23 protein-coding genes are annotated in these 22,825 nt (G+C 67.5%); 12 read left to right on the top strand and 11 right to left on the bottom strand.

Going from position 1 to position 22,825, the window contains the following annotated elements:
* Positions 1–3 precede the first annotated feature (3 nt).
* The 3 genes from U5817_RS21805 to U5817_RS21795 all read right to left on the bottom strand — a co-directional run bounded on the left by U5817_RS21805 (position 4) and on the right by U5817_RS21795 (position 3,020).
* Entirely contained in the window at positions 4–1,383 is a 1,380-nt protein-coding gene (locus tag U5817_RS21805; protein ID WP_169132447.1) for a malonyl-CoA decarboxylase, read from the bottom strand.
* A gap of 130 nt (positions 1,384–1,513) precedes the next feature.
* A complete protein-coding gene (lgt, locus tag U5817_RS21800) occupies positions 1,514–2,314 on the bottom strand; it encodes a prolipoprotein diacylglyceryl transferase (RefSeq protein WP_169132446.1) in 801 nt (266 codons plus the stop codon).
* Positions 2,315–2,333: 19 nt separating this feature from the next.
* Positions 2,334–3,020, bottom strand: coding sequence for a YceH family protein (locus U5817_RS21795; RefSeq protein WP_169132445.1), 687 nt, complete (start codon positions 3,018–3,020; stop codon positions 2,334–2,336).
* 136 nt (positions 3,021–3,156) lie between these two features.
* Between U5817_RS21795 and ilvD the strand changes: the two genes are divergently transcribed.
* The 6 genes from ilvD to rhtB all read left to right on the top strand — a co-directional run bounded on the left by ilvD (position 3,157) and on the right by rhtB (position 8,871).
* Positions 3,157–5,007, top strand: a complete 1,851-nt coding sequence (gene ilvD, locus U5817_RS21790; protein WP_407278790.1) for a dihydroxy-acid dehydratase — start codon at positions 3,157–3,159, stop codon at positions 5,005–5,007.
* A gap of 44 nt (positions 5,008–5,051) precedes the next feature.
* Complete coding sequence (locus tag U5817_RS21785; RefSeq protein ID WP_407278789.1) at positions 5,052–6,467, top strand: EAL and HDOD domain-containing protein; 1,416 nt, start codon at positions 5,052–5,054, stop codon at positions 6,465–6,467.
* A gap of 52 nt (positions 6,468–6,519) precedes the next feature.
* Positions 6,520–6,714, top strand: coding sequence for a hypothetical protein (locus U5817_RS21780; protein ID WP_076603233.1), 195 nt, complete (start codon positions 6,520–6,522; stop codon positions 6,712–6,714).
* Position 6,715: 1 nt separating this feature from the next.
* A complete protein-coding gene (locus U5817_RS21775; RefSeq protein WP_169132441.1) occupies positions 6,716–7,018 on the top strand; it encodes a cell division protein ZapA in 303 nt (100 codons plus the stop codon).
* Positions 7,019–7,418: 400 nt separating this feature from the next.
* Positions 7,419–8,225, top strand: coding sequence for a sulfite exporter TauE/SafE family protein (locus U5817_RS21770; RefSeq protein WP_169132440.1), 807 nt, complete (start codon positions 7,419–7,421; stop codon positions 8,223–8,225).
* A gap of 31 nt (positions 8,226–8,256) precedes the next feature.
* On the top strand, positions 8,257–8,871 hold the full coding sequence (gene rhtB / locus U5817_RS21765) for a homoserine/homoserine lactone efflux protein (RefSeq protein ID WP_169132439.1): 615 nt from the start codon (positions 8,257–8,259) through the stop codon (positions 8,869–8,871).
* A gap of 12 nt (positions 8,872–8,883) precedes the next feature.
* Here rhtB and U5817_RS21760 read toward each other — a convergent pair whose 3' ends face one another.
* The 6 genes from U5817_RS21760 to U5817_RS21735 all read right to left on the bottom strand — a co-directional run bounded on the left by U5817_RS21760 (position 8,884) and on the right by U5817_RS21735 (position 12,596).
* Positions 8,884–9,831, bottom strand: a complete 948-nt coding sequence (locus tag U5817_RS21760) for a metal ABC transporter substrate-binding protein (protein ID WP_407278788.1) — start codon at positions 9,829–9,831, stop codon at positions 8,884–8,886.
* A gap of 17 nt (positions 9,832–9,848) precedes the next feature.
* Positions 9,849–10,718 carry a metal ABC transporter permease gene (locus tag U5817_RS21755; protein ID WP_169132437.1) on the bottom strand — a complete coding sequence of 290 codons (870 nt, stop codon included), beginning with the start codon at positions 10,716–10,718 and terminating at the stop codon, positions 9,849–9,851.
* Complete coding sequence (aztA, locus tag U5817_RS21750; protein WP_169132436.1) at positions 10,715–11,473, bottom strand: zinc ABC transporter ATP-binding protein AztA; 759 nt, start codon at positions 11,471–11,473, stop codon at positions 10,715–10,717. Before aztA ends, U5817_RS21755 begins: the two co-directional genes overlap by 4 nt.
* A complete protein-coding gene (locus U5817_RS21745) occupies positions 11,470–11,664 on the bottom strand; it encodes a hypothetical protein (RefSeq protein ID WP_169132435.1) in 195 nt (64 codons plus the stop codon). Before U5817_RS21745 ends, aztA begins: the two co-directional genes overlap by 4 nt.
* A gap of 52 nt (positions 11,665–11,716) precedes the next feature.
* The gene (locus tag U5817_RS21740; protein WP_169132434.1) at positions 11,717–12,160 is read right to left on the bottom strand and encodes a Fur family transcriptional regulator; all 444 of its coding nucleotides are present in this window, start codon (positions 12,158–12,160) and stop codon (positions 11,717–11,719) included.
* 70 nt (positions 12,161–12,230) lie between these two features.
* On the bottom strand, positions 12,231–12,596 hold the full coding sequence (locus tag U5817_RS21735) for a PilZ domain-containing protein (RefSeq protein WP_169132433.1): 366 nt from the start codon (positions 12,594–12,596) through the stop codon (positions 12,231–12,233).
* Positions 12,597–12,928: 332 nt separating this feature from the next.
* On the opposite strand from U5817_RS21735, the gene U5817_RS21730 reads away from it, so the two are divergent.
* From U5817_RS21730 to U5817_RS21715, 4 genes are read left to right on the top strand one after another with little or no spacing between them, the layout of a single operon-like run.
* Entirely contained in the window at positions 12,929–15,052 is a 2,124-nt protein-coding gene (locus tag U5817_RS21730; RefSeq protein WP_407281121.1) for a type I secretion system permease/ATPase, read from the top strand.
* Complete coding sequence (locus U5817_RS21725) at positions 15,052–16,470, top strand: HlyD family type I secretion periplasmic adaptor subunit (protein WP_407278787.1); 1,419 nt, start codon at positions 15,052–15,054, stop codon at positions 16,468–16,470. Before U5817_RS21730 ends, U5817_RS21725 begins: the two co-directional genes overlap by 1 nt.
* Positions 16,467–17,090 (top strand): LuxR C-terminal-related transcriptional regulator, encoded by a 624-nt coding sequence (locus U5817_RS21720; protein ID WP_407278786.1) that lies wholly within the window; start codon positions 16,467–16,469, stop codon positions 17,088–17,090. Before U5817_RS21725 ends, U5817_RS21720 begins: the two co-directional genes overlap by 4 nt.
* Positions 17,090–17,416 (top strand): hypothetical protein, encoded by a 327-nt coding sequence (locus U5817_RS21715; RefSeq protein ID WP_169127454.1) that lies wholly within the window; start codon positions 17,090–17,092, stop codon positions 17,414–17,416. The genes U5817_RS21720 and U5817_RS21715 overlap by 1 nt, the downstream gene beginning before the upstream one ends.
* A gap of 41 nt (positions 17,417–17,457) precedes the next feature.
* Here U5817_RS21715 and U5817_RS21710 read toward each other — a convergent pair whose 3' ends face one another.
* Complete coding sequence (locus tag U5817_RS21710) at positions 17,458–19,365, bottom strand: LapD/MoxY N-terminal periplasmic domain-containing protein (protein ID WP_407278785.1); 1,908 nt, start codon at positions 19,363–19,365, stop codon at positions 17,458–17,460.
* Positions 19,366–19,402: 37 nt separating this feature from the next.
* A complete protein-coding gene (locus U5817_RS21705) occupies positions 19,403–20,050 on the bottom strand; it encodes a transglutaminase-like cysteine peptidase (protein WP_407278784.1) in 648 nt (215 codons plus the stop codon).
* Between the two features lie 295 nt (positions 20,051–20,345).
* On the opposite strand from U5817_RS21705, the gene U5817_RS21700 reads away from it, so the two are divergent.
* Positions 20,346–21,818 (top strand): TolC family outer membrane protein, encoded by a 1,473-nt coding sequence (locus U5817_RS21700; RefSeq protein WP_169127448.1) that lies wholly within the window; start codon positions 20,346–20,348, stop codon positions 21,816–21,818.
* Between the two features lie 147 nt (positions 21,819–21,965).
* The gene (gene queF, locus U5817_RS21695; protein ID WP_169127446.1) at positions 21,966–22,817 is read left to right on the top strand and encodes an NADPH-dependent 7-cyano-7-deazaguanine reductase QueF; all 852 of its coding nucleotides are present in this window, start codon (positions 21,966–21,968) and stop codon (positions 22,815–22,817) included.
* The last annotated feature ends 8 nt before the right edge of the window (positions 22,818–22,825 follow it).

The raw sequence follows: 22,825 nt of genomic DNA, 5'->3' as shown, positions 1-22,825 counted from the left end.
TTCCTATCGTCGTGCGAGGCGGCGGACACCGGCTGCAGCGTCGATGCGACCCGTGTCCACGAAGGCCTCGACGTTATCGACGATGCGATCCGGGTCGTACAGGTAATTGACCATCACGCCCCACGACTGTCCGAGGCCCTTCTCCGAAGTGTCGGCGAGCCAGTTGAGCCGCTCGACGCGGGCGCCGTTGCCGAGATGGAAGCGGGCGACGGGGTCCAGCGGCAGTTTGTCGCGCTTGGCTTCAAGGAGGTAGGCGGCGGTCGCCTTGAGCAGCGGATCGCGCAATGCGCGGGCGAGCGCCAGGTCGCCGGACCACTCTGCCTTGCCCGCCAGGATGGCGGCGAGGCGGGGGGATTCGGGCCCGTCAATGCCGGCGGCGGCGAGGCGCTTCCAGTCTTCCTCGCCGAAGGCGGCGCGCACTTCCCCGGGATGCTTCTGCGCCCATTTCACCAGGCCAGGGATCGGTGACAACGTCGCAAAGGTCTTCAGGCGCGGAAAATCGCGCTGCAGGTCGTCGACCACGCGCTTGAGCAGGAAATTGCCGAAGGACACGCCGCGCAGCCCGTCCTGGGTGGCGCTGATCGAATAGAAGATGGCGGTATCGGCACGTTCCGTGTCGGCCGCCGGCGCGTTCTCGTCGAGCAGCTTCTGGACGTTGTCGGCGAGGGCGTCGAGCAGTGCGACCTCGACGAAGATCAGCGGCTCCTGGGGCATGCGCGGATGGAAGAAGGCGTAGCAGCGGCGGTCCGAGCCGAGCCGGTTCTTCAGGTCCTTCCATGAGCGGATCTCGTGCACGGCCTCATACTGGACGATCTTCTCCAGCAGCGCCGCGGGCGAGTTCCACGTGACCCGTGCGAGCTCGAGGAAGCCGACGTCGAACCACGCGGTGAGTCGCGCCTCGAGTTCGCGGTCGAGCGACTTGAGTTCCTTGTCGTCATCGAGGAAGCGCAACAGGTCGGCGCGCAGGTCCACGAGAAACTTCACGCCCTGTGGAATCGCATTGAACTGGGTCAGGATGCGGATGCGCGACGAGCGCATCGCGGCGCGCAGCTGGGCTTCGGCATCCCACTGCTTCGGCGTGCCGACGGCGGCCTGGTAGGCCTCGTGCGCCTTGGCGATGCGTGCCGGCTCGGGGCCGAACTCGAGTGCGATGATGCGCAGGAAGGCATGCCGTCCGGCGTCGTCGAGCTTCAGGTAGGTATCGGCCAGGCGTGCCGCGCGGATGCGCGTCGAGACTTCGCCGCCCCGGTTCTCCGCACATTCGTGCAGCTGGCGGCGGATCCGGTCCAGCTGCTTCTCGGTCGGCTCGCCGTTGCGCCCGGTTGCGCCGGCGACGATTTCGCGGACTTTCGAAAGACTGCGCGATACCAATCCGGGTGCCATCTGCACTCTCCTTTGCGTCATCGTGCCAGAAATGAGCATGTCATCATGCGAACTTTCGCACGAAGCGGGTTTCACAAACATGCCGTCCGGTTATTTTCCTGCGCCCGTCTGCGCGGGCGTCGAGCATCTCTCAGCGGGCGCCAGCCCCTTTCTCGCGACTCGCCGCGAGCAGCCACGCACCGGCGGCAAACATCGGCACGCACAGCCATTGGGCCGTCGACAGCCCCATGGAGAGAATGCCGAAAATCCCGGGGTCCGGGGTACGGAAGAATTCCGCCGTGAAGCGCAATACCGCGTATCCGAGCAGGAACACCGCCGACACCGCCCGTGCGGGGCGGGGCTTGGCCGCATACAGCCACAGCAGCACGAACAGCAGCAGGCCCTCGCCGGCCGCCTGGTACAGCTGCGACGGATGGCGCGGCAGGTTGTCGACCCACGGGTAGATCATTGCCCAGGGCAGGTCGCCGTCCACCGGCCGACCCCACAGCTCGCCATTGATGAAGTTGCCGATGCGCCCGGCGGCGAGGCCGGTCGGCACGAGCGGCGCGATGAAATCCGTGACGTTCCAGAACCCCTTACCTGTGCGCCTGCCATACAGCCACATCGCCACCAGCACGCCGAGAAAGCCGCCGTGGAAGCTCATGCCGCCCTTCCAGACGGCGAGGATCTCGGCCGGATGGGCGAGATAGTATGCGGGCTGGAAGAACAGCACCTCGCCCAGGCGCCCGCCGATCACGACCCCCAGCATGCCGTACATCAGCAGGTCGTCTATCTGCTGCGGCATCCAGCCAGTTTCCGGGCGCCGACGCGCGTGGACGCGTCCGAGCAGCATGAACAGCACGAACGCGACGAGATACATCAGGCCGTACCAGCGCACGGAAAGCGGACCGAGCGATAGTGCGACGGGGTCGAACTGCGGATGGATCAGCATCTTCTCCACACGCTCCGGATCAGTCGAACTGGGCGCGGAAGGTGTCGAACTCGCTGCGCAGCCGGTCGAGCTCCTCGCGCAGGCGTCGCACCTCGTCCTCCAGTTCGCTCGTGCGTCCGCGCGCAGCCCCGCCCGTCGGCGCACCCGCGAGCGATTCGCCCATCGCCTCGAAGGCCACGCTTCCACCGAGCAGGTGCGCGTAGCGCGTCTCCTTGGTGCCCGGTGCGCGCGGCAGGGCGTCGGCCATCGGCGGGTATTTCTCCGCGAGATGCTCCAGGACCGCCTCGACTGCAGCGATGTCGTCGAAGCGGTGCATGCGTTCGGCACGCTGGCGGATCTCCCCCGCCGTCTGGGCGCCGCGCAGCAGCAGCACGGCGAGGACGGCCTGTTCGGCCGGCGGCAGGGAGTGGCGCAGGCGCACGAGGTGCTCGTACTTCGATACGCGTCCGCTCGCCTGGTCGCGCCGCGATACCAGCTTGCGCGCCATCAGGCTGTCGACCGCGCTCTGGACTTCGCCGTCCGACAGGCTCATCACGGGCTCGCGCCCCGTCAGCTGGTTGCAGCCGGTGACGATGCCATTCAGCGAGAGGGGATAGGCGTCCGGCGTCACGAAGGCTTTTTCGATCAGCACGCCCAGCACGCGGGTCTCTATCGGATCGAGGTCGAAGCCGTCGGTGGCGGAGTCGGGGGCGCTTTGCTCGGTCATGGTTATCGTTGGTGTCGGGAGCTCGGGTGGGCAATGATAGCCGAGCGCCGTTTGCCTTCGGTTAGAATTCCAAGACTTGCTTCCGCGTGACGCACTGCCGATGCAGCGTGCGCCCGAACCCTGAGCCGAGGACACCATGCCCCAATACCGTTCCCGTACCTCCACCGCCGGCCGCAACATGGCGGGCGCCCGCGCATTGTGGCGCGCCACCGGCATGAAGGACGGCGACTTCGAAAAGCCGATCATCGCCGTCGTCAACAGCTTCACGCAGTTCGTGCCGGGGCACGTGCACCTCAAGGACCTCGGCCAGCTCGTCGCGCGCGAGATCGAAGCCGCGGGCGGCGTCGCCAAGGAGTTCAACACCATCGCCGTCGATGACGGCATCGCGATGGGCCACGGTGGCATGCTGTATTCGCTGCCTTCACGCGAGCTGATCGCCGACAGCGTCGAATACATGGTGAATGCGCACACCGCCGATGCGATGGTGTGCATCTCCAACTGCGACAAGATCACCCCGGGCATGCTGATGGCCGCGCTGCGCCTCAACATCCCTGCGATCTTCGTCTCCGGCGGGCCGATGGAGGCCGGCAAGGTCAAGTGGGAAGCCAAGGTCATCTCGCTCGACCTCGTCGATGCGATGGTCAAGGCCGCCGACAGCCACTGCTCGGACGAAGAGGTCGACGCCGTCGAGCGCTCCGCCTGTCCGACCTGCGGTTCGTGCTCCGGCATGTTCACCGCCAACTCGATGAACTGCCTCACCGAGGCGCTGGGCCTGTCGCTGCCAGGCAACGGCACCGTGCTCGCGACCCACGCCGACCGCGAACAGCTCTTCCGCAAGGCCGGCCGCACCATCGTCGACATGGCGCGCCGCTGGTACGAGCAGGAGGACGCGGCGGTCCTGCCGCGCTCGATCGCGAGCTTCAAGGCCTTCGAGAACGCGATCAGCCTCGACGTCGCGATGGGCGGCTCCACGAACACCGTGCTGCACCTGCTGGCCGCCGCCCGCGAGGCGCAGGTCGATTTCACGATGGCCGACATCGATCGCGTCTCGCGCAAAGTGCCCTGCCTGTGCAAGGTCGCGCCCGCGGTGGCCGACGTGCATATCGAGGACGTGCATCGCGCCGGCGGCATCATGGGCATCCTCGGCGAGCTCAACCGCGCCGGGCTGCTGCACGCCGAAGTGCCGACCGTGCATAGCAAGACCCTGGGCGAAGCGATTGCGCGCTGGGACATCATGCAGGCGCACGACAACGCCGTGTTCGAGTTCTACAAGGCTGCGCCGGGCGGCGTGCCGACCCAGGTCGCCTTCTCGCAGAACCGCCGCTGGAACGAGCTCGACATGGACCGCTCCAAGGGCATCATCCGCGACCGCGCCAACGCCTTCACGCAAGACGGCGGCCTCGCCGTGCTGTACGGCAACATTGCCGAGAAGGGCTGCATCGTGAAGACGGCCGGTGTCGACGAGTCGATCTGGAAATTCACCGGCAAGGCGCGCGTGTTCGAGAGCCAGGAAGCCGCGGTCGAAGGCATCCTCGGTGACAAGGTCGCGGCGGGCGACGTCGTGATCATCCGCTACGAAGGCCCGAAGGGCGGCCCCGGCATGCAGGAGATGCTGTACCCGACCAGCTACCTGAAGTCCAAGGGGTTGGGCAAGGAGTGCGCGCTGCTCACCGACGGCCGCTTCTCTGGCGGCACCTCGGGCCTCTCGATCGGCCACGCCTCGCCGGAAGCCGCATGCGGCGGCGCCATCGCGCTGGTCGAGGAGGACGACACGATCGAGATCGACATCCCCAACCGCAGCATCCGCCTCGCGGTGAGCGACGAGGAGCTCGCCCGGCGCCGTGCCGCGATGGAGGCGAAGGGTAGCCAGGCATGGAAGCCGGCCAATCGGCAGCGTGTCGTGTCGGCGGCGCTGCAGGCCTATGCGGCGCTCACGACCAGCGCCGATACCGGCGCCGTGCGCGACGTCACCCAGGTGCAGCGCTGACGCGATGACCCGGCGCGCGGCTGGCGACGGCGGCAGGCACTGACATGCTGGGCTGGCTGAAGCGCCTCTTCGGCAGCGAGCCCGCCCGGCCGGCGTTTTCGCCGGCCATTCCCCCTTCGCCGCGCGAGCCGCAGCCGCCGCCGCCCGCAGTCCCACCCGAGCCTCCGCCCCCGGCGGCCGTGCACGGCGTTCCGCCCGCCATCGACGAGGAACTCCGCAGCGCGGACGCCTCGCTGTCGCTGCTGTGTCGCAGCGAGGTACTCGACCGCGAGCAGAACCTCACCGGCTACGCCTTCGAACTGCGCGAAGACGTCGCCGGGCGCGTCCGCGCCACCGGGCGTCGCGCGCGCGATTTCATGGATGGCCTGCTGGTCGAGCAGATCGACCGCTATGGACACGGTGCGGCGCTGAAGGCCCGCCGGCTGTGCCTGAGGGTTTGGGAGGGATTCCTCGCGCATCCTGCGCTGGCGCGGCTGCAGGGGCTCGATGCGACCCTGCTGGTGCGCCCCGAATTGCCCGTGCGCGCAGCTTCTGCCGAAACGCTGGCGTGCGCCGCCCGCCTGCGCGAGGCCGGGGTGCACATCGTGATCGATCACGGCGAACCCGGGCCGTGGCTCGACAGCGTGTTGCCGCAGGCCGATGCGGCGCTGTTCCGCATGGGATTCTGCCTCCCCGAGGACCTCGGTCTTTACATTCGTGCGGTGCGGCAGCGGCGTGCCGATCTGCCCGTGTGGGCCTGGGAGGTGGGCACGCCGGACGAGTTCGAACTCGCGGCCAGGCTCGGCTGCGCGGCGTTCTCCGGCGGATTCGTGACGCGTCGCGAGGACTGGAAGGGAAACTCCCTGTCGCCGCACGGCATGCGCCTTGCATCCCTGCTGCAGCGCCTGCGCAGCGGCGTCGATACGCAGGAGATCGCCGTCATTCTCAAGCACGACCTCGCGCTGGCGTATCGCTTGCTGCGTTACGTGAATGCCGCCGCGTGGGGGCTGAACCACCACATCAGCTCGGTCGAGCAGGCCATCCTCGTGCTCGGTCAACAGCCGCTGCAGCGCTGGGTGTCGATGATGCTGCTGGGTAGTGCGCGCAGCGCGCCGGGCGCCGCGGTGGTGATGGAGGATGCGCTCGTGCGCGGCCGCATGCTCGAACTCCTGGGCGGGCTGCGCGGTGAACGCGATCCGGCCGCCCAGCTCTTCGTGCTGGGGCTGTTCTCGCTGCTCGACGTCGCGCTGAAGGTGCCGCTGGAGGACGCGATCAGGCCCCTGAAGTTGCCCGATGCGATGCAGGATGCGCTGTTGCACCAGCGCGGGCCGATGGCGCCTTACCTCGAGCTGGTGCTCGCATTCGAGCGCGGCGATGCACAGCGCGTGACGTCGTTTGCCGATGTGCTGGGCATCGATGTCGGCGAACTGAACCGGCTGCAGTTCGAGGCGCTCGACTGGGTGCATTCGGCCGAAGCCTGATCGCATACCTTTTGCCTTGACCGTCCCGCGGTCGGCCTCTACCATCCCGCCGATGGACGCAGAACTGAACAAGCTCGAGAATCAGGTCGAACAGATCGTCGGCCTGCTCGAATCGTGCCGCGCGGAAGGGCGCGAGCTGCGCACGCGCGTCGTGCGCCTGGAGGCGGAAAACCGTGTGCTGGCGGACAAGGTCCGGCTCGCAACGGAAAAGCTCGAAGCCCTGCTCGCGCAGTTGCCGGAATCCTGACATGGCCACCGACACCCTCGACATCTCCCTGCTCGGGAAGACCTATTCCGTCGCCTGCCGGCCGGAGGACCGCGAAGGGCTGATCGCGGCCGTCGCCTTCCTCGAGGAAAAACTCAACAGCCTTGCGGCGCGCACCAATGCGTCCGGCGAGAAGCTGGCTGTCATGACCGCGCTGAATATCGCGCACGAATTTTTGCAGTTTCAGCGCTCCGGCGGGTTTGACATGCAGGCCGCAAAGCGTAGAATCGGTCTCGTGAATGCGCGGCTCGATGGAGTCATCGCGCAGCAGGAAAAGCTTTTCTAACAGGTAGTTAGCGCGGGTTGGCGCGTATGTAAGGTCAATCCCCGCTGTGTCGTCGAAGTCGTAGATTCCTTGGACCAATGTCGAGAGACTTGGTCGCGGACCATGGACACCGCAGGTGTGCACGCCCCTAGCCGGGTGAGCCTGATGCGGAAGGAAAGCGACCTCCCTGAACCCCAGGTTCAGGATGCCGGCGGAGGCGACACTGCGGGGGCCAAACGAGAGAGGCGCGGATTTCGATCCGCGCCTCTTTTTTGCTTTTGTTTGTCGAGCAGTGCCCTGCGACAATCCTGTCCTGAGCGAAGTCGAAGGGTTCAGGGCGAACAGGCTTGTTTCAGTGCCGGCTTGTTCAGGGGCCGGGACGCCGCGGAGCGGATTCCGCGCAGCTTGTGAAAGGGAACTAATGGAATTCGATGTGTGGTGGCTGAGCTACCTCGCGCTGGGCGCCTTCGTGGGATTCTTCGCCGGCCTGCTGGGGGTGGGCGGCGGGGGCATCATGGTGCCGGTCCTGGCTTCGCTGTTCGTCGCGCAGGGGATGCCGCGGGACAATGTCGTGCATCTGGCGCTCGGCACCTCGATGGCGGCGATCGTGATGACCTCCATCGCCAGCCTGCGCGCGCACCACAGGCACGGCGCGGTGCGCTGGGACATCGTGCGCTTCATCGCGCCGGGGATCCTCGCCGGCACCTTCGCGGCGACCTTCGTCGCCTCGCGGATCGAGTCCAAGCCGCTGGCGATCTTCTTTGCCTGCTTCATGGCCTACGTGTCGTTGCAGATGCTCGCCAACGTCAAGCCCAAGCCCTCGCGCGAGCTGCCGGGGCCGGTCGGGATGAGCGCGGTGGGGGCCGGCATCGGCGGAATTTCCGCGCTGGTGGCGATCGGCGGCGGTTCCCTGTCGGTGCCCTTCATGACCTGGTGCAACGTGAAGGTGCATCACGCGATCGGCACCTCGGCGGCAATCGGTCTCCCGATTGCGCTGGCGGGCACGGTCGGCTATCTGGTAAACGGCTGGGGCAGCACGGGAATGCCCGCATACAGCCTCGGTTTCATCTACCTTCCGGCGCTGGTGCTGATCAGCGTCGTGAGCACCTGGACCGCGCCGCTGGGCGCACGGCTCGCGCACCGGCTGCCGGTCGCGGTGTTGAAGAAGATCTTCGCCGGCGTGCTGATGCTGCTGTCGGCGAAGATGTTGCACGCGCTGTTCTTCTGAACGGCGACGTGGAAACCATGGAGCGGATGCAATGAGCTGGAACATGTGGCTGGCGTTTCTTGCCGCGGCGGTCGTGATCGCCGTGTCGCCGGGACCCGGCGCGGTGCTGAGCATGGCGACGGGCCTGCGTCACGGTTATGCGGTGGCGTTGCGCGCGATCCTGGGGCTGCAGACGGCGCTGCTGATCCAGCTTGCGATCGTCGTGCTCGGCCTCGGGGCGGTGCTGGCGGCGTCGGCGACGGCCTTCCTGGCGGTCAAGATCGCCGGGGCTGCCTACCTGATCTGGCTGGGCGTGCGCAAATGGCGCGCGCCGGCGGAGCTGCTCGACGACGGCGCCGAGGCGCGCGAGGCCCGCGGCATGTTCCTGCAGGGGCTGCTCGTGAATCTCACCAACCCCAAGGCAATCGTCTTCATGGTCGCGCTGGTGCCGCAGTTCATCGATCCGCAGCTGCCGCAGTGGCCGCAGTTCTTCATCATCGCGGCGACGATGGTCGGCACCGACATGGTGGTGATGTCCTGCTATGCGCTGCTCGCCGGACGCTGCCGGCGCTGGCTGAGCAGCCCGCGCATGATGAAGGCGCAGAACCGCGTGTTCGGCGGGATGTTCGTTGCGGCGGGTTCGCTGCTCGCCGCATCGTCGCGCTGAGCACTAGCCTGATTACCTGCTGCCGGGAGTCATCCCGTCCAGCAGCGTGCGCAGGTTGTGGCGCATCATCGCCACGTAGGTCGGCGCCGGTCCGTCGGCTGCCGACAGCGCATCCGAGTACAGCGTTCCGCCGAGGCGCGCGCCGCTCTCCTTGCGGATGCGCTCGATCAGTCGCGGGTCGCTGACGCTCTCGACGAAGACGGCGGGCACCTTCTCGCGCCGGAGCTGGCGGATGAGCTGGGCGACGCCGGCCGCCGAGGGTTCCGACTGGTTGCTGATGCCCGCCGGGGCGAGGAAGCGTACGCCGTAGGCGTGGGCGAAGTAGCCGAAGGCATCGTGGGCGCTGACGACCTTGCGCCGCTCGGCGGGGACCGCGAAAAGGGCGCTGCGGATTTCCGCATCCAGCGCCTTCAGTTCCGCCGCATAGCGGATGGCGTTGTCCCGGTAAGCCTTGGCGTTGGGTGGGTCGGTCTGTGCGAGGGCGTCGGCAATGTTGGCGACATAGCGCTGCGCACGCGCGACATCCTGCCATGCATGGGGATCGACGGCGTCCTGGTGGGACCCCTTGCCGTGACCGTGCGCGTCGTCGTGCCCGTCGTCGGCTGCGATGGGCTCCACGCCCTGGCTGGCGACGAGGAGGGGGCCCTTGTAGCCGGCGGTCTGGGCGAGCCGTTCGAGCCAGGGGTCGAAGCCGAGGCCGCTGACGACCACCAGTTGCGCGGCGCCGATGCGGCGGGCGTCGGAGGGGCGTGGCTGGAAGTTGTGCGCGTCCTGGTCCGCAGCGACGAGCGTCGTGACCTTGACCCGATCTCCTCCGACCTGGCGGATGAAATCGCCGACGATGCTGAAGCTCGTGACCACCTCGAGGGGGGCTGCCTGGGCGGGGAGGGCTGCGATGCCGAACAGTACGAGGAGTGACGCAACGAGGGGGGCAAGCAGGCGCTGCAGGAGGTGGCGCATGGGCGGCGTGCGGAAGGTCAGGATTCGAGGTGGGGGCGGCGGTCGAGGCGTGCGCCCAGCATGCCGCCGGGGGCGAGGATGAGCGAAATCACGTACACGATGCCGGTCACGAGGATGATGGCCGGGCCGGCCGGTACGTCGGCGTGAAAGGAGGCGAGTAGCCCGCCGATGCCGCTGGCGAAGGCGATGACGACGGCGAGGCCGAGCATCGTGGGCAGGCGCTTGACCCACAGGCGCGCCGCGGCCGAAGGCAGGATCATGATGCCGACCGCCATCAACGTGCCCAGCGCGTGGAAACCGGCGACGAGGTTCAGCACCACGAGCACGAGGAAGCCGTAGTGCGCGATCGGGCTGGCTGCGCTGACGCCGCGCAGGAAGGCGGCATCGAAGCATTCGAGCACCAGCGGGCGGTACAGCAGCGCGAGCGCGACGAGGGTCGTCGTGGTGATCGCGCTGATGAGCAGCAGCGAGGCGTCGTCGAGCGCCAGCACCGAGCCGAACAGCACGTGCAGCAGGTCGAGGTTGCGTCCGCGCAGCGACACGATCATCACGCCGGTGGCGATGGATAGCAGGTAGAAGGCGGCGAGGCTGGCGTCCTCCTTCAGGATAGAGGAGCGCGCGACAAGTCCCGCCGCGAGCGCGACGACGATGCCGGCGATGATGCCGCCGACCGTCATCGCCCCCAGCGACAGGCCGAAGGCGAGGTAGCCGAGCGCCGCGCCGGGCAGGATCGCGTGCGCCATCGCGTCGCCCATCAGGCTCATGCGCCGCAGCAGCAGGAACACGCCGACGGGCGTCGCGCCCAGTGCGAGCGCGAGGCAGCCCGCGAGCGCGCGGCGCATGAATTCGAAATCGGCGAAGGGGCTGAACAGGATTTCCGCGATCATGCGGCCTCCGCTTCCGGGCGGTGGCACACCGGAGCGGTGGCGTCGAACTCGCCGGCGAGGCGGCGAGCGGTGGCGAGGCGTTCGGGGGTGAGGATCTCGCCGGTCGGGCCGAAGCCGAGGCATTCGCGCGCCAGCAGCAGGGTTTCGGGGAAGTGCTGCCGCACCAGCGTGAGATCATGCAGGACGGCGAGGATGGTCCGCCCTTCGGAATGCCACTGCAGGATCAGCGCGATGAGATCCTCGATCGTGCGTGCGTCGATGGCGTTGAAGGGCTCGTCGAGCAGCAGGAGGTTGGCGTCCTGCAGCATCATCCGCGCAAAGCGTGCGCGCTGCAGCTGGCCGCCCGACAGCGTGCCGATCTGCCGCGCCTCGAAGCCGGACAGCCCCACCGCGGCGAGCGCTGCGCGTACGCGTTCCGCCTGGCTGCGCCCAAGGCCGCGGAAGGGGCCGATCTCGCGCCACAGTCCCATCGCCACCATGTCGAACACGGACACCGGAAAGCTGCGATCGAGTTCGCTCTGTTGCGGCAGGTAGGCGATGCCTTCCTTGCCCGCGTGCACGAGGAACTGTCCCTGCAGGGGCTTCAGTTCGCCGGTCAGTGCCTTGAAGAGGGTGGACTTCCCGGCGCCGTTGGGGCCGACGATCGCGACCAGCGCGCCGCGGGCAACGCGGCAGCGGAGGTGGTGGATGGCCGGGTGGCGGTCGTAGCCGAGGGTCAGGTTGTCGAGTTCGAGGATGGTGTCACGCGGGTTCATGCGAGCGCCCATCCTACGGTGAGCCACAGCACGGCCGCGGCAGCGGCCGCCAGGGTGATGCGCGCGCCCACGCCGAGCTGCAGCGCGGTGCCGGGGAATGCGGCGGTCGGTGCGGCGCCGTGCGCGTGGTCGCCGTCGTGCTCATGATGGTGATGCGCATGCGCCAGCGCGCTGCTCGATGGGGAGGACATGTTCTCTTCTTGTCGGGGCATTGTTGTCTTGAGGGGCGAAGGCCTGTTGGGCTCAGGCCTTCGCCCCGCGCTGGCGTCCGCAGTCGGCACAGGTGCCGTGGAACACCAGTTCGGCGCGGTCCGGCTCGAATCCGGCGGGCAGCGTGAATTGTTCTTCGGGGCGGATCGATTCGAGGCACAGCACGTGCCCGCAGCGGTCGCAGTGAAAGTGCGCGTGTTGGCTGCGCGTCTCGCCGCCCGCCTTGAAGCGGCGCGCGCGGTCGGGGCCGATGACGCGATGCGCGAGCCCCTGCTCGACGAGCCAGTCGAGCGTGCGGTACAGCGTCACGCGGTCGTGTGGCATGCCGTCCGCGGCGAGCTGTGCGGCGATGTCGTCGTGGTTCAGGGAACGCGGACTGTCCTGCAGGATCTCGAGCACGGCGATGCGCGTGCGCGTGACGCGGCCGCCGCTGGCGGCGATCAGATGGGCGGCAGGGGAAACGTCCGGGCTGGGCATCGCGGGCGGAGAACGGGTTGGCTAATGCAACATTGTAGCATTAGCCGTCGGCGAGCCGCCGATGCGCCGCTCAGCTTTCCTGCAGTGCGCCGAGCTCGCGCTGCAGCAGCTCCGCGTCGCCGAGATTGAGTTCGAGCAGCCGGCGCAGGTGGGTGACGCTGTCCAGGTCGATCTCGCGGCACGCCATCCCGATGCAGCCGTTCGCGGTGTGCGCGACGTCGCCCTCCATGCGGATCGTGGCGCCTTCGTCGTCGAGGGCGATCTCGAGCAGGCAGCGTTCGCCGGGGCTCGGGAGCGGGTCGCTGGCGCTCCGGATCAGCGCCCCCTTGAGCGACAGATCGCTGACTTCGCATTGAAGCTCGCGGTCGCCGACCAGCAAGCGGGCGCCGGAGTTGAAACGGATGCGGGAAAAATGCCGGCGTTGCGCTTGCGCCATGGCAGGATCCTGGAAAGTGGGATGACGGGGGCACGGTGACAAGTGCCGATGCCCGATTCTGGGACGGAGTCGTCCTCCTCGCAAGCATGCGCTGCGGCGGACCGATCCGCTGCGGGATTTCGCAGCGCAGTGCGAAGTCTGCGCAGCCTGTCACGTACCGGATTCCGGGGAGGTGGGAGAATTTACCCGAATGAAGCATCTTGTTACGCTTGCACAGAAAATTGCCGGCGTGACCCGGTGCGGGGCGTCGTGATCACAGGGCGGGAAATTGCGTGGCAGAAGTGTTTGAACTCAATGGCGTGTTCGCACGCGCGGAAAGCGATGCGAAAGAGATGCATGCGGACGCCGATGCGCTGCTCGATTGTCTCCTGCTGATCGCCAGGGCGCACGGCGCGGCGACGACGCGGGATGCCGCGCTGGCCGGGCTCCCGCTGGAAGACGGGAGGCTCAATCCAGCGTTGTTCGCACGTGCTGCGAGGCGTGCCGGGCTGAGCACCAAGCTTGTTCGCTGCGCGCCCGAAAAGCTGAACCCTTCTCTGCTGCCCGCCGTGCTCCTGCTCAAGGGCGAGAAAGCGTGCCTGCTGCTCGGTTGGAGCGAGGACGGCGAGCGTGCCCGGGTGGTGTTCCCCGAACTGGGCGAAGCCGCGGTGGAGATGTCGCGCGCGGAGCTCGCCGCGCGGCACGAGGGGCATGCGATCTACGCCCGTCCGACGTTCCGCTTCGACGCGCGCACGCCGGAGGTGAAGCCGGTCAGGCGCCAGCACTGGTTCTGGGGGGTGATCGCGGAGAACGGGCCACTGTACCGCGACGTGCTGCTGGCGGCGTTCATGATCAACCTGTTCGCCATCGCGATGCCCTTGTTCGTGATGAACGTGTACGACAGGGTGGTTCCGAACCACGCGATCGAGACCCTGTGGGTCCTCGGCCTCGGCGTGCTCATCGTGCTCGCCGGCGATCTCATCCTGCGCACGATGCGCGGCTACTTCGTCGACCTCGCGAGCAGTCGTGCCGACGTGAAGCTGTCGGCCGCGATCATGGAGCGTGTGCTCGGACTGCGCATGGAGCAGCGGCCCGAGTCGGCCGGCTCCTTCGCCGCCAACCTGCGGGCCTTCGAGTCGGTCCGTGACTTCATCAGCTCCGCCACCGTGGTGGCCTTCATCGACGTGCCATTCGCGCTGGTCTTCCTGCTCGTCATCGGCTGGATCGCCTGGCCGCTGATGCTGCCATTCCTCGTCGGCGTCGTCCTCCTGCTCGTGTACGCGATGACCGTGCAGGGGCGCATGCACGAGCTTGCGGAGACGACCTACCGCGCGGGCGCGCAGCGCAACGCGACCCTGGTCGAAGGGCTCGTGGCAATGGAGACGGTGAAGGCGGTGTGCGCAGAAGGGCCGATTCAGCGCAAGTGGGAGAAGAGCGCGGCCCTGTTGGCGCGCGTCGGCACCCAATTGCGCCTGCTGTCGTCGAGCGCGATGAATGGCGCCGCGTGGGTGCAGCAGGCGGTCAGCGTCGCGATCATCATCCTCGGCGTCTATCTGATCCGCGACAGCGAGCTCAGCATGGGTGGCCTGATCGCGTGCTACATGCTGTCGTCGCGCGCGATGGCGCCGATCGGCCAGGTTGCAGGCCTGCTCGTCCAGTACCACAACGCGTCGACCGCGCTGAGCTCCCTCGACAAGCTGATGAACCAGGAGGTGGAGCGCCCGGACGACACCAGCTTCATCAGTCGCAAGAGCTTCAGCGGCGAGATCGAATTCCGCAACGTCGGTTTCCAGTATCCCGGCCAGGAAAACCCGGCCCTGTCCGACATCTCGCTGCGCATCCGTGCGGGTGAGCACGTGGGCATCATCGGTCGCGTCGGTTCGGGCAAGACGACGCTGGAAAAGCTCATCCTCGGGCTGTACCGTCCGACTTCCGGCGCGATCCTGATCGACGGCATCGACCAGCGCCAGCTCGATCCGGCCGAATTGCGCCGCCACATCGGCTACGTGCCGCAGGACGTGACCCTGTTCTACGGCACGCTGCGCGAGAACATCACGCTGGCCAGCCCGCTCGCGGACGATGCCGACGTCTTGCGCGCGGCGGAGACCGCGGGCGTCACGGAATTCGCCAACACCCATCCGCAGGGGTTCGACATGCAGGTCGGCGAGCGCGGCGCCTCGCTCTCCGGCGGGCAGCGCCAGTGCGTGGCGATCGCGCGGGCGGTGATCCACCAGCCGCCGATGCTGCTGCTGGACGAGCCGACTGCGTCGATGGACTTCACCAGCGAGGAGGAGCTCAAGCGTCGTCTGCGCGGCTTTGCGCAGGGGCGGACGATGATCGTCGTCACCCACCGAACCTCCCTGCTGGAGCTGGTCGAGCGCATCATCGTCATCGACGGCGGGCGGATCGTCGCCGACGGCCCCAAGGATCAGGTCGTCGATGCCCTGCGCCAGGGGCGGGTCGGGAGGGCCAAGTGATGAGCGAGATCGGTCAGCAATCCTTCGAGCGCATCGGGAATGTATCGGAGCGCGTCGGCAAGCCCCTGAGGCCGTGGTTCGATCGGCTGTTCGCGCGCTTCCTTCCCGAGACTTCGGCGAACGGACGCCTCGACTGGGCGGCGGACGCCGATTGGGCCCTCATCCAGGAGGAGCCGCTGCGCGCGCGCATGCTGCTGCGTGTTGTCGCCGTCGTGTTGCTCCTGCTGCTGCTGTGGTCCGCGTTCGCGCCCGTCGACGAGGTCACGCGTGGCGAGGCGAAGGTGATTCCTTCCTCGCAGGTGCAGATCATCCAGAGCGTGGACGGCGGGGTGGTCGAGGAGATGCTGGTGCGCGAGGGGCAGACGGTCGAGGCCGGGGACCTGCTGCTGCGCATCGATTCGACGCGTTTCGTCGCCTCTTTCGCGGAGAACCGCTCGCAGTACTTCGCCTTGCGCGCCAAGACCGCGCGGCTGGAGGCCCTGACCTCGGGCTCTCCCTTGAACATGCCCCCCGACGTCTTGCGTGAAGCGCCCGAGATCGCGGACCACGAGCGGCGCCTGTACGAATCAACGGTCGCGGAACTCGACGCTCAGCTGTCGATCGCGCGACAGCAGCTCACGCAACGCCAGCAGGAACTCAACGAAGTGCGTGCGCGCCACGCGCAGAGCAGCAGCGGCCTCGAACTGGTGCAACAGGAGTTGAACGTCACGCGGCCGCTGATGAATTCCGGGGCGGTATCCGAGGTCGAGATCCTGCGCCTGCAGCGCGACGTTGCACGCCTGCGGGGCGAGCGCGATCAGGCTGCGGCGCAGATGTCGCGCATCCATTCCGCGATCTCCGAGGCCACGCGCAAGATCCAGGAGGTGGAGCTGAACGTGCGCAACGTGCAGCGCAATGAACTTTCCGACACGATGGCCAAGCTCGGCGCCCTTACCGAGGGCGGGCGCGCGCTGGAGGATCGCGTCAAGCACGCGGAGGTGCGTTCGCCGGTGCGCGGCACGGTCAAGCGCCTGCTGGTGAACACGGTCGGCGGCGTCGTGCAGCCGGGCAAGGAGGTCGTCGAGATCGTGCCGCTGGACGACGCGCTGATCCTCGAAGCGCAGGTCAAGCCCAAGGACATCGCCTTCCTGCGACCGGGACAGAAAGCCCTGGTCAAGTTCACCGCCTACGATTTCGCGATCTACGGCGGCCTCGATGCAGTCGTCGAGCATATCGGCGCGGATACCGTCACCGACGAGAAGGGCAATGCCTTTTACACTGTACGCGTGAGAACCCTGGAGTCGAGCCTGGGCGAGAGCCTGCCGATCATTCCGGGCATGGTGGCGGAAATCGACATCCTCACCGGCAAGAAGACGATTCTTTCCTATCTGCTGAAGCCCGTCCTGCGGGCCAAGGCGAATGCACTGTCCGAACGATGAGTCAGAACCTCTTTCTCTGCTCCGGAACGGCCCGCCCGTCGGCGCGATGGCTGGACGCGTTTCCCGAAGGCGTCTGCCACGAGCAGGCGGGCGTGCTTGCCTCCGCCCGCCCGGGTGATGTCGTCTGGGTCGAGGCTGCTCACGACGACTGGCTGGACAGGCTCGGCGCCCTGGTGAAGCGGCTGCCCGGCTGTCACCTCGTCGTCGTCAGCATGACGCCCGACAGCACCGAGGCGCTGGCGGCTCTCGACCGCGGTGCGCGCGGGTACTGTCATGCGCTGGCGGTCCCATCCATGTTCCGGGACGTCGAACTGGTCGTCCGCCACGGCGGCCTGTGGGTCGGTCCCGACCTGATGGCCCGCGTCGTCGGCGCTGCCGGGCGTGCGCTCGCGCCGCAGGCGGAGGTGCAACCGCCGTCCTTGTCCGAGCGCGAGGCCGAAGTGGCCCGCGAGGTGGTCAACGGCTTGAGCAACAAGGAGATCGCAGCGAAGCTCGGCATCACCGAGCGCACCGTGAAGGCCCACATGGGCGCGATCTTCGAAAAGCTCGGGGTGCGCGACCGGCTGCAGCTCGTGCTGCGCCTGTCCGAGCATCACGACCTTTCACTGCCGGTGCATTGATGATGTATATACGACGTGACCCCGAGGGGAAGATCATCGCCGTCAGCCGCGAAGCGGTCGATGGTGACGGCTGGAGCGCCGCAGGGGCGGACGACGCCGACCTGCTCGGGTTCGGGCGCGACATCATCGAGGGTACGAACCCGATGGGCGCCACCGACCTCGGCCTCGTGCGCGTCCTCGAGGATCTGATCGAACTCCTCGTCGAGCGCTCGCTGATCCGTTTTACCGACCTGCCGGTGCCCGCGCAACGCAAGCTCATGGAGCGCCGCGGCGCCCGCGAGGCGATGCAGCATCTGAGCCTGCTCGACGATGACGGCGTGATCTGAACCGCCGCCCCGTGGTCGGTGGGCGGGCTGCGCTACGCCGACTATCCTTCGCGCACCGCCGGTCCCGTCATGCCGTCGATACCGAGGCCCGGCAAGGCCTCCTGTTCCGCTGCGGACGCCACGCCTTCGGCAATCGTCATCAGTCCGAGCGAGTGCGCGATCATGCACAGCCCGCGCAGGAAGGCCTGGTTGCCGGCATTCGTGTCGATGCCGCGGATGATGGCCGAGTCGATCTTCACATAGTCGAGCCCGAGTTCGTGCAGGTCGCCGAGTTCGCCGAAATGCGCGCCCACGTGCTCGATGCCCACGCGGCAGCCCAGGGGTTGCAGGGCCACGCACATGGTGCGGAACTCCGCCAGATGGCGCAGCGCACCGTACTCCGGCACCTCGATCCACAACAATTTGGCCGTTGCCGGATCGGCCTGCAGCAGGGAGAACAGCTCCCCGCGGAAGTTCGCGTCGCGCAGTGATTCGGCCGATACGTTGATGCCGCGCTCCCGGCCGTCGTGCGCGATGGCGCGCAAGGCCGCGCGCACGACGGCGATGTCGAAGCGCGGCATCAGCCCCAGGCGCGCGGCGTGCGGCATGAAATGACCCGCAGGCTGCCAGGTGTCGTCGAGCTGGATGCGGATCGGCGCTTCGTCGTGCAGCAGGCGCCCGCCGTTGGTCACTACCGGATAGGCGCCCAGGCGCACGCGGTCGTGCTCGAGTGCCGACAACAGGGCCGCCCGCCAGGACTGGAGATCCGGGTAGGGAGCAGGGGCGCCGCCGCTTTCCACGCGCAGGCTGCGATCCCCGGTCTGTTCGGCCGTCGCGAGTGCGCCGTCCGCACGCGCGAGCACTTGGGAGCGGGCTTCGCCGGCGGCGTAGTTCGTCGCCGCCACAGGCAGGCCGACCAGCACATCCTTCAGGTGCGCGTCGAGCGTGTCGTGAAGCGCGCGCGCCAGTTCGCGTGCCAGCACGTCCGCATCCTCGCGGCCGGGCGCCAGCAAGGCGAAGTCGCTGCCGTTCATGCGCCCGGCTTCCCAGTTGCCGTTTGCGGAAGTGAAATCGGCAAACCGCTCCCCCAGGTCGCGCAGCAGCCGGTCGGTCGCCTCCCGACCGATGCGCTGGTTCAGTCCCGCCAGGTCGCCCACGCGCGCAAGCAGCAGCGTTCCGGCCGCATGCGCGTCGTCGCGGGCAAGCGCGGAATCCAGCTGGTTGAGGAACTGGCTGCGGTTCAGCAGCCCGGTCATCTCGTCGTGCTGCGTCTGGCGCCGCAGCTGTTCGAGGCGCCGCGCCTCCTCCGCAAGGATGGTGCGCACGCGATCCGACAGCGTGTTCATCGCGCGCACCACGCTGCGGAACTCCCGCGTGCTGGGTTCGGGGGTCGTGACGAAGCGCCGTCCGCCGATCGCTTCGGCCTGCTCGACGACGCGGCCGAGGGGGCGGGTGATGTGCTTGATGATCAGGGTGCCGATCAGGCCGGTGAGCACTCCGCCCAGCGCGAACCATCCCAGCAGCTGCAGCGTCCCTTGCCACAGGGCGGTATAGGCGTAGCGCTTGTGGCTTTCCAGCGTCAGTGTGCCGAACTGGCGCCAGCCATCCTGCACCTGCGCAACACCGGCATGCGCCTCGATCGGGATGAGTCGGATGAACCACTCGGGTGCGCCGTCGAGGACGCCTGCATATTCGCGTTCCGCGAGAACCTCGCCCGTCGGGCTGGTCAGCCGGATCAGGCGGTAGTGTCCGGCGTCGAACTGCGCCGAGATCTGCAACTCCACGGTCACCGCGTCCTTGGGCATCTGCGACAGCGACAAGGCGAGCGAGGTGGCGTTGTCGAGGTTCTTCACCTGCAGTTGCTGCTCCAGGTAGTGCCGCGCGGACAGCGTGCTCACCACCAGGCTGCCGCCCAGGGCGATGAGGGTCACGATCGCGATGGCGATCCACAGCTGCTTGATCAGGGACATGACATGGGTTCTCCGGAAATCCTGGCCGTGGCGGCAATCATGGCAAACCGTCCTCGCGCATGCGTTCGAGCACGCTGCGCCAGCGCGACAGCCGCGTCGTCGGGTCGGCGGACGAGCTGGTCGCGCCGCTCACCCACAGGCCCTCGGCATTGAAACTGAAGATCGGGAAAAGGTCCGGCCGGCGCGACGCGGTGCGGATGTCGCCGATGAGGTTGTCGAGCACCAGCGGTTCGTCCGCGGGCGAGGGGTAATAGCCGAGCACCATGTGCGCCTGCGAGATGCCGCTGCCCGGTGCGCCCATGCTGGCGCGGACATAAATCAGGCGCAGCTTGTCGGCCGGGATGCCCAGCAGGCGCAGGCTCATGTATTTGGCGATCGAGAAGTCCTCGCAGTCACCGGCCCTGCGGCCGAGCGTCTCCAGGGGCGTGGCCCAGTAATCCTTCTGCTGCCAGATCACGCTGTCGTCGTCGAACGCGGTGCGGCGATTGAAGAAGGTGTTCACCCGCTGCAGCTTTTCCTGCTCGTCGAGCGCGGCCGCGTCGCCGAGCATCTGGCGCCATGCGCCGACCGACTCCACCGCTTCGGCACCATAGCGTTCACGCGCCAGGCGCAGCATGCGGTCCAGGTCCGGTGCGGCGAACGACAGGCCGAACAGCAGGCTCGCGATTGCCGCGAGGCTGATCACGACTGCAGACAGCGCACCCGGAAAAGCGTGCTGTCTGCGCGGGCAAGGGGCTCCTGTCATCGCGTCGGGGGGCATGGTGTCATGCCCATTATCAGCCACCAACGTCATCCGAGGCGTCGTCCTGCGCCCGCTTTCGGTATTTTCGCCTCGCCAGTGTTGCGTAGTTGGCGTTCTCGGGTTGGTGGCCGACTGTAATATTCATTTACAACATCAATTATGCAGTGCACGCCGCACAGGATGGCGAAGGAATCGCGTATATTCCGAGTGCATAGGCGTGGCGCTAACTGGAGAAAATATGAAAACGTGTCGATCCGTGATTGCGATGGCCGTGCTGGCCGCGCTTCCGTTGCTTGCAACGGGGGCCGGGCCGGATGCCCTGCGCGATGCGGCGCGCAAGGCGGTAGTGGCCAATCCCGAAGTCCAGGCGACCTGGAACGCGTTCCGTGCGGCACGCGAGGATCAGGAGGTTGCACGTGCGGGCTACCTGCCGCAGGTCGATGCCGTCGGCAGTATCGGCCGCGAGCAGCAGCATCGCTCAGGCGAAGGTGCCGATGGCACCGACACCTTCACCCACCGCAACCTCACCCTGTCGCTCAACCAGATGGTGTATGACGGCTTCTTCACCCGCAGCGAGGTCGCCCGCTTCGGGTTTGCGAAGCTGACGCGCTACTACGAACTGGTGGACGCCTCCGAAGGGGCCGCACTGGAAGCGGTGCGGGCCTATGGAGATGTCATGCGCTACCGCGAGCTCACACGCCTCGCGCAAGCCAATTACGTCCAGCACAAGCAGATCTACGACCAGATCGCCGAGCGCGCCGGTGCCGGAGTCGGCCGCCGCGTCGACCTCGAGCAGGCGACCGGACGCCTTGCGCTCGCCGAATCCAACCTGCTCACCGAAGTGTCGAACCTGCACGACGTGAGCGCGCGCTACCAGCGCATCGTCGGCGAGGTGCCGCAGGACGCCATGCCCGGCCTGCCGGTCGGGACGGCGCTCGGGCAGATCCCGCCGACCGCCAAGGACGCCCTGCGCACCGCCTTCAACACCAGCCCGGCCCTGAATGCCGCCGTCGAGAACGTGCGCGCCAGCCAGGCCCTCATCGATTCGCGCCGTGCCGCCTTCCATCCGCGCCTCGACCTGCGCGCGCGTCAGGCGCTCGACTACAAGCTCGACGGCTTCGATGGTCATTCGCGCGAAGCGGTCGTCGAACTGGTGCTCAGCTACAACATCTTCCGCGGCGGCGCCGACGACGCCCGGCTGCGCCAGGCCGGCGACCTGAGCAATCAGGCCAAGGATCTGCGCGAGAAAGCCTGCCGCGACCTGCGCCAGACCCTCGCGATCGCCTACAACGACGTGCAGCGCCTGCAGGAACAGATGCGCTACCTCGACCAGCATCAACTGTCGATCGAGAAGGCCCGTGAAGCCTATCGCCGTCAGTTCGATATCGGCCAGCGCACGCTGCTCGACCTGCTGGACACCGAGAACGAGTACTTCCAGGCCCGGCGTGCCTACGTGAATGCGAGCTACGACCAGATCATCGCCCAAGCGCGTGCGCTGTCGGGCATGGGCCAGCTGATGGGCACGCTCGGCGTCGCACGCGAGGACCTGCCGACACCGGCCGAGCTTGGGCAAGACCGCAGCGGCATCGACCCCGAGACGATGTGCCCGCCCGACGCCCCGGTGCCGATGAACATCGACAAGGCTGCGCTGCTGTCTGAGGCAATGAAGGCCGTGGGTTCGGTGCCTCCGGCCGGCACCACGGGCAAGTAAAGAAGCGGGTAAGGGCCGACCGTTGTCACCTTGCCGCCGGCCTCCTCACGGGGGCTGGCGGTTCTGTGTCCGGGAGAAGCATTCGGTACGGTGGAACCCTCTGTTGCGGCCTCGGTCCATCGGACGCGATCCCGTACAATCCGCCGCATGAATCCAACAGTTTCCCCCGCGCATGGCGCCGAGTCTTCGCCCTTGGGCAAGCCGGCAGACTATTGCGACACCTATTCTCCCGGTCTACTGTTCCCGATTGCACGTCAGATCAAGCGCGACGAGATCGGCATCCTTCCCGGAAGGCTGCCCTTCGTCGGCGAGGACCTGTGGAACGCATACGAACTGTCGTGGCTCAATCCGCGCGGCAAACCCGTCGTTGCGCTCGCAAGCTTCCGCGTGCCGGCCGATTCGCCACGCCTGATCGAGTCGAAATCGCTCAAGCTCTACCTAAACTCCTGCAACCAGACGCGCTTCGACAGCGTCGATGTCGTCCGGGCGACCTTCGTGCGCGATCTCTCCGAAGCCGCGGGCGCGCCGGTCGCAGTCGAGATCCAGCCGCTGGGCGCGGGGCCCGTGCGTGTGATCGCTCCGCCGCCGGGCGAGTCGCTCGATGGCCTCGATATCGACATCGACACCTACCAGCCTTGCGCGGACTTCCTGTCGGCGGCCAGCGGCGGCGTCGAGGTCAGCGAAACCCTGCACTCGCACCTGCTCAAGTCCAACTGCCTGGTGACCGGCCAGCCCGACTGGGGCTGCATCGTGGTGCGCTATACCGGGCCGGCGATCGATCGTGCCGGCCTGTTGCGCTACATCGTCTCGTTCCGCAAGCACAACGAGTTCCACGAGCAATGCGTCGAGCGCGTCTTCTGCGACATCATGCAGCGCTGCAAACCCCGGGACCTGGCTGTGTGGGCGCGCTACACGCGCCGCGGCGGTCTCGACATCAATCCGTTCCGCTCGACCGGACGCTTCCTCGCACCGGAAAACGACGCCGAAGTCCGCCAATGACCCCTTGA

Origin of the sequence: Aromatoleum evansii (genome assembly GCF_045689615.1) — a bacterium.
Lineage (GTDB): Bacteria > Pseudomonadota > Gammaproteobacteria > Burkholderiales > Rhodocyclaceae > Aromatoleum > Aromatoleum evansii.
The sequence above is the reverse complement of the archived record's forward strand: the minus strand, read 5'-3'. Positions and strand labels throughout refer to the sequence as shown.

Bases quoted from the DNA above. Each gene is read 5' to 3' on its own strand.
- U5817_RS21700 (WP_169127448.1), top strand. From the start codon at position 20,346: ATGAAAACGTGTCGATCCGTGATTGCGATGGCCGTGCTGGCCGCGCTT.
- U5817_RS21755 (WP_169132437.1), bottom strand. From the start codon at position 10,718: ATGATCGCGGAAATCCTGTTCAGCCCCTTCGCCGATTTCGAATTCATG.
- U5817_RS21795 (WP_169132445.1), bottom strand. From the start codon at position 3,020: ATGACCGAGCAAAGCGCCCCCGACTCCGCCACCGACGGCTTCGACCTC.
- U5817_RS21775 (WP_169132441.1), top strand. From the start codon at position 6,716: ATGGCCACCGACACCCTCGACATCTCCCTGCTCGGGAAGACCTATTCC.
- U5817_RS21770 (WP_169132440.1), top strand. From the start codon at position 7,419: ATGGAATTCGATGTGTGGTGGCTGAGCTACCTCGCGCTGGGCGCCTTC.
- U5817_RS21730 (WP_407281121.1), top strand. From the start codon at position 12,929: ATGCATGCGGACGCCGATGCGCTGCTCGATTGTCTCCTGCTGATCGCC.
- U5817_RS21745 (WP_169132435.1), bottom strand. From the start codon at position 11,664: ATGTCCTCCCCATCGAGCAGCGCGCTGGCGCATGCGCATCACCATCAT.
- rhtB (WP_169132439.1), top strand. From the start codon at position 8,257: ATGAGCTGGAACATGTGGCTGGCGTTTCTTGCCGCGGCGGTCGTGATC.
- U5817_RS21735 (WP_169132433.1), bottom strand. From the start codon at position 12,596: ATGGCGCAAGCGCAACGCCGGCATTTTTCCCGCATCCGTTTCAACTCC.
- queF (WP_169127446.1), top strand. From the start codon at position 21,966: ATGAATCCAACAGTTTCCCCCGCGCATGGCGCCGAGTCTTCGCCCTTG.
- lgt (WP_169132446.1), bottom strand. From the start codon at position 2,314: ATGCTGATCCATCCGCAGTTCGACCCCGTCGCACTATCGCTCGGTCCG.
- U5817_RS21715 (WP_169127454.1), top strand. From the start codon at position 17,090: ATGATGTATATACGACGTGACCCCGAGGGGAAGATCATCGCCGTCAGC.
- aztA (WP_169132436.1), bottom strand. From the start codon at position 11,473: ATGAACCCGCGTGACACCATCCTCGAACTCGACAACCTGACCCTCGGC.
- U5817_RS21725 (WP_407278787.1), top strand. From the start codon at position 15,052: ATGAGCGAGATCGGTCAGCAATCCTTCGAGCGCATCGGGAATGTATCG.
- ilvD (WP_407278790.1), top strand. From the start codon at position 3,157: ATGCCCCAATACCGTTCCCGTACCTCCACCGCCGGCCGCAACATGGCG.
- U5817_RS21760 (WP_407278788.1), bottom strand. From the start codon at position 9,831: ATGCGCCACCTCCTGCAGCGCCTGCTTGCCCCCCTCGTTGCGTCACTC.
- U5817_RS21720 (WP_407278786.1), top strand. From the start codon at position 16,467: ATGAGTCAGAACCTCTTTCTCTGCTCCGGAACGGCCCGCCCGTCGGCG.
- U5817_RS21740 (WP_169132434.1), bottom strand. From the start codon at position 12,160: ATGCCCAGCCCGGACGTTTCCCCTGCCGCCCATCTGATCGCCGCCAGC.
- U5817_RS21785 (WP_407278789.1), top strand. From the start codon at position 5,052: ATGCTGGGCTGGCTGAAGCGCCTCTTCGGCAGCGAGCCCGCCCGGCCG.
- U5817_RS21710 (WP_407278785.1), bottom strand. From the start codon at position 19,365: ATGTCCCTGATCAAGCAGCTGTGGATCGCCATCGCGATCGTGACCCTC.
- U5817_RS21780 (WP_076603233.1), top strand. From the start codon at position 6,520: ATGGACGCAGAACTGAACAAGCTCGAGAATCAGGTCGAACAGATCGTC.
- U5817_RS21805 (WP_169132447.1), bottom strand. From the start codon at position 1,383: ATGGCACCCGGATTGGTATCGCGCAGTCTTTCGAAAGTCCGCGAAATC.